Origin of the sequence: Promineifilum sp. (SeqCode) (assembly GCF_041918635.1) — a bacterium.
Lineage (GTDB): Bacteria > Chloroflexota > Anaerolineae > Promineifilales > Promineifilaceae > Promineifilum.
Genome location: NZ_JAYRVJ010000696.1, coordinates 1 through 3,763 on the forward strand (window position 1 = coordinate 1; position 3,763 = coordinate 3,763).

The following is a 3,763-nucleotide window of genomic DNA, read 5'->3' on the forward strand; positions in this document are numbered from 1 at the left end:
CCCAATGCGTAGAGGGGTGACTCGTTGGTATGCCCGTTAACCATACGTTAGGGGCGCACATGCGTGTGCGCCTTGCGCGTGTGCGCCCATGCGCAGAGGGCTGACACGTAGGTCTGCCCCTACAACAACCGGTAGGGGCGCACCTGCGTGTGCGCCCTCTGCGTGTGCGCCCCTGCGCAGAGGGCAGACACGCAGGTCTGCCCCTACCCCAGGTTGCCTCCGCAAGAGGATTAACGCATAATGCCCTCGCAGTAAACGCTTTCGGAGATTCACACCATGGCAGACAAAGCATTGAACAAGGCCGCCGCGCGGCTGGATGACAAGACCTGGGGCCACCGCTGGGGCTTCGCCGACACCCGCTTCGTGGTCAATCCTGACCGCTCGGTCAAGGTTACCGGCCAGCGCTACGCCGTCTCGGGCTACGACATGCCCGGCTTCATCCCCTTCGTCGAGGAGATGCTCGGCGTCCAGATCGACCTGAACGACATCAAGCCGGAACGCGCCGACAAGCCCGTCCCGGAGCCTAACCTCAACGCCGGCTTCATGGCCGACCTGGCCGCGGCCTTCCCGGCGGCGCGCCACACCACCGACCGGCGCGAGCGGCTGCTCCACAGCCACGGCCAGACCACGGCCGACGAGGTCTACCAGGTGCTCTACAACCATCTCGACCGCGTCGTTGACCTGGTCGTCTACCCGGAGTCGCAGGACGACGTCGTGCGCCTCATCGAACTGGCCGCCGACCACAACGTCTGCCTCGTCCCCTACGGCGGCGGCACGAGCGTCAGTTGCGCCCTGAAGCTGCCCGATAGCGACCCGCGCATGATCGTCTCGGTCGACATGCGCCGCATGGACGCCATCGAGTGGGTCGATCGCGAGAACTTCCGCGCCTGCGTCCAGGCCGGCATCACCGGCAAGGTGCTGGAAGAGAAGCTGGCCGAATTGGGTTTCACCTGCGGCCACGAGCCGGACAGCGTCGAGCTGTCCACCCTGGGCGGCTGGATCGCCACCAACGCCAGCGGCATGAAGAAGAACCGCTACGGCAACATCGAGGACATCGTCGAGCAGGTGACGCTGGTGACGCCGCAGGGGGTCGTGGAGAACCTCGACGCCATGCCCCGCGTGTCCATGGGCATCGAGCCGCAGCAGGTGGCCTTCGGCAGCGAGGGCAATTTGGGCATCATCACCCGCGCCGTCATTCGCATCCACCAGTTGCCGGAGGTGACCAGGTACGGCTCGCTCGTCTTCCGCGACTTCAAGACCGGGACTGACTTCCTCTTCGATCTCTCCCGGTCGGGCGCGCTGCCGGCCAGCATCCGCCTGGTGGACAACGTGCAGTTCCGCTTCGGCCAGGCGCTCAAGGGGCGGGCGACGTCGGGCGACAAGCTGATGAGCCGCATCCAGAAGACGGTGCTGACCGACGTGAAGGGCTTCGACCCGCACGAACTGGTGGCGGCGACCATTGTCATGGAGGGCGCGGCGGCCGAGGTGGCCCACCAGGAGGCGGAGATCAAGCGGCTGGCCAGGAAGCACGGCGGCATCTCCGGCGGGGCGCACAACGGCCAGCGCGGCTACATGCTGACCTACGCCATCGCCTACATTCGCGACTTCCTGACCGACTACCACATCATCGGCGAGACGTATGAGACGACCGTGCCGTGGAGCCGGATCTCGGAAGTCTGCGACGCGGTGGCGGCGCGGGCGGCGGAGATGCATAAGAGCTTTGGGCTGCCCGGCCGGGCCTACGTCTCACCGCGCATCACCCAGGTCTACCACACCGGCGTGTGCATCTACTTCACCCACGGCTTCTCGGCCAAGGGGGCGGACGCGCCCGACCGCATCTTCGCCGAGATCGAGCACGCCATGCGCGAGACGATCATGGCCCACGGCGGCTCCATCTCTCACCACCACGGCATCGGCAAGCTGCGGCGCGACTTCCTGCCGCAGACGTTGACGCCGGCCAGCGTGGAGCTATTGCGCGACATTAAAGCGGCGACCGACCCGCAGAACGTCTTCGGCGTCGCCAACAACGTCTTCGCCCCCGAGCCGGCCGGGCAGTAGGCGAGCAGTCAGAAGGAATCCACAGATTTCACAGATTACACAGATTTCTCTCTTTAATCTGTGTCATCTGTGAAATCTGTGGATTCTTCTTCAACAGGAGTTAGGGATGAACTGGAAGCGCGCATTCGTGGGCGTGCTGGTGATTGTCGCGTTACTGGCGGGGGGGCTATTCATGTACCGGCAATACTTCGCCCCGCGGCCGGCCGAGAGCGCCGCCCCCGTCCCCACCCTGTCCCCCGCGGACGTGCGTGGCGCGGGCGGCGTGGCCGCCGAGGGGCAACTGCTGCCGCTGCGCAGCGCCGCGCTGGCCTTCGCCGCCGGCGGGCCGGTCGTCGAGGTGGTCGCGCCGGCGGGGACGGCGGTGGAGGCGGGCGACCCCCTGCTGCGGTTGGAGTCGGCCGACCAGGAATTGGCCGTCCGGCGGGCCGAAGCCGGTTTGGCCGCGGCCGAAGCGAACCTGACGGCGGCCCAGGCTGGGTTATCCGCGGCCGAGGTCGCCATCGCCGCCGCCGAACTGGGCGTGGCCGCCGCCGAAGCGGAAGTGGCCCTGGCCGGCGCCGCGCCGCGCCCCGAAGAGATCGCCCTGGGCGAGAGCGGCGTGGCCCTGGCGGCGGCCCGCGTGGCCCAGGCCGAAGCGGCTCAGGCGCTGGTGCTGGAAGGGGCGGGCGAGGCGCGGCTGCGGGCGGCCGAGGCCGACCTGCGCGCCGCCGAGGCCGCGGCCATCGCCCCGCGCCTGCAATTAGAGGAGGCCCGGGCCGGCGACGACCCCGACGCGCAGACCCAGGCCGAACGGGAGTACGCCGCCGCGCTGGCCGCCATCGACGCCGCGCAACTGGCCGTGGACGAGGTGAGCGGCGGGGCCACCGAGGCCCAGCGCCGCGCCGCCGCCGCCGGGCTGGCCGCGGCTACCGCCCAACGCGGCGCGGCCCAGGCTGAGTTGGACCTGCTGCTGGCCGGCGGTTCGCCCGAAGCGGTGGCCGTGGCCGAGGCGGGCCTGACCGGCGCGCGCGCGGCCCTGGCCGACGCCCAGGCGCGGGCCGAAAGCGCCGCCGCTGCCGCCGCCCGCGCCCAGGCCGATGTCGCCGCCGCCCAGGCCGCCCTCGATGCCGCCCAGGCCGCCCTGGACGACCGCGCCCTGACCGCCCCCTTCGCCGGTGTGGTGGCCGACGTGGCCGTAGAGCCGGGCGAAGTCGTTGCCGCCGGCGTCCCGGCGGTCGCCCTGGCCGACTTCTCCGGCTGGCTGGTGGAGACGACCGATCTGACCGAACTCGACGTGGCCGGCGTGGCCGCCGGCGACCCGGCCGAGGCGCGCATCGACGCGCTGCCCGACCTGACCCTGCCCGGTGTGGTGACGGCCGTCTCGCCCGTGGCCCGCGACCTGCGCGGCGACGTGACCTACGCCGTCACCGTCCGGCTGGACGACGCCGGCGACGCGCCGCTGCGCTGGGGCATGACCGCCTTCGTCGCCTTCGACGAGGACGCGCCCGCCTCGGCCGCCACGGCCGCCGAAGGCCCGGCCACGGCCGAGGGGCAGATCGTCCCGCGCCGCGCCGCCGACCTGGCCTTCCAGACCGGCGGGACGGTGGCCGAAACGTTGGTGAGCGCCGGGCAGGCCGTGAGCGCCGGCGACCCGCTCATCCGGCTGGACGCGACGGCGGTGGAGGCCGGGTTGCGCGGCGCGGAAGCGGCCCTGGCGACGGCCGAG

At 71.0% G+C, this 3,763-nt stretch carries 2 protein-coding genes; both read left to right on the plus strand.

Going from position 1 to position 3,763, the window contains the following annotated elements; all coding sequences use genetic code 11:
- Nucleotides 1-276 precede the first annotated feature (276 nt).
- On the plus strand, nucleotides 277-2,058 hold the full coding sequence (locus ACE3UY_RS20370; RefSeq protein ID WP_374689316.1) for an FAD-binding oxidoreductase: 1,782 nt from the start codon (nucleotides 277-279) through the stop codon (nucleotides 2,056-2,058).
- Between the two features lie 106 nt (nucleotides 2,059-2,164).
- The coding region (locus ACE3UY_RS20375) for a biotin/lipoyl-binding protein (RefSeq protein WP_374689317.1) at nucleotides 2,165-3,763 on the plus strand (1,599 nt) is incomplete at its 3' end.

What these genes read in the sequence shown, in the direction of transcription:
- ACE3UY_RS20370 (WP_374689316.1), top strand. Translation starts at nt 277, where the DNA reads ATGGCAGACAAAGCATTGAACAAGGCCGCCGCGCGGCTGGATGACAAG.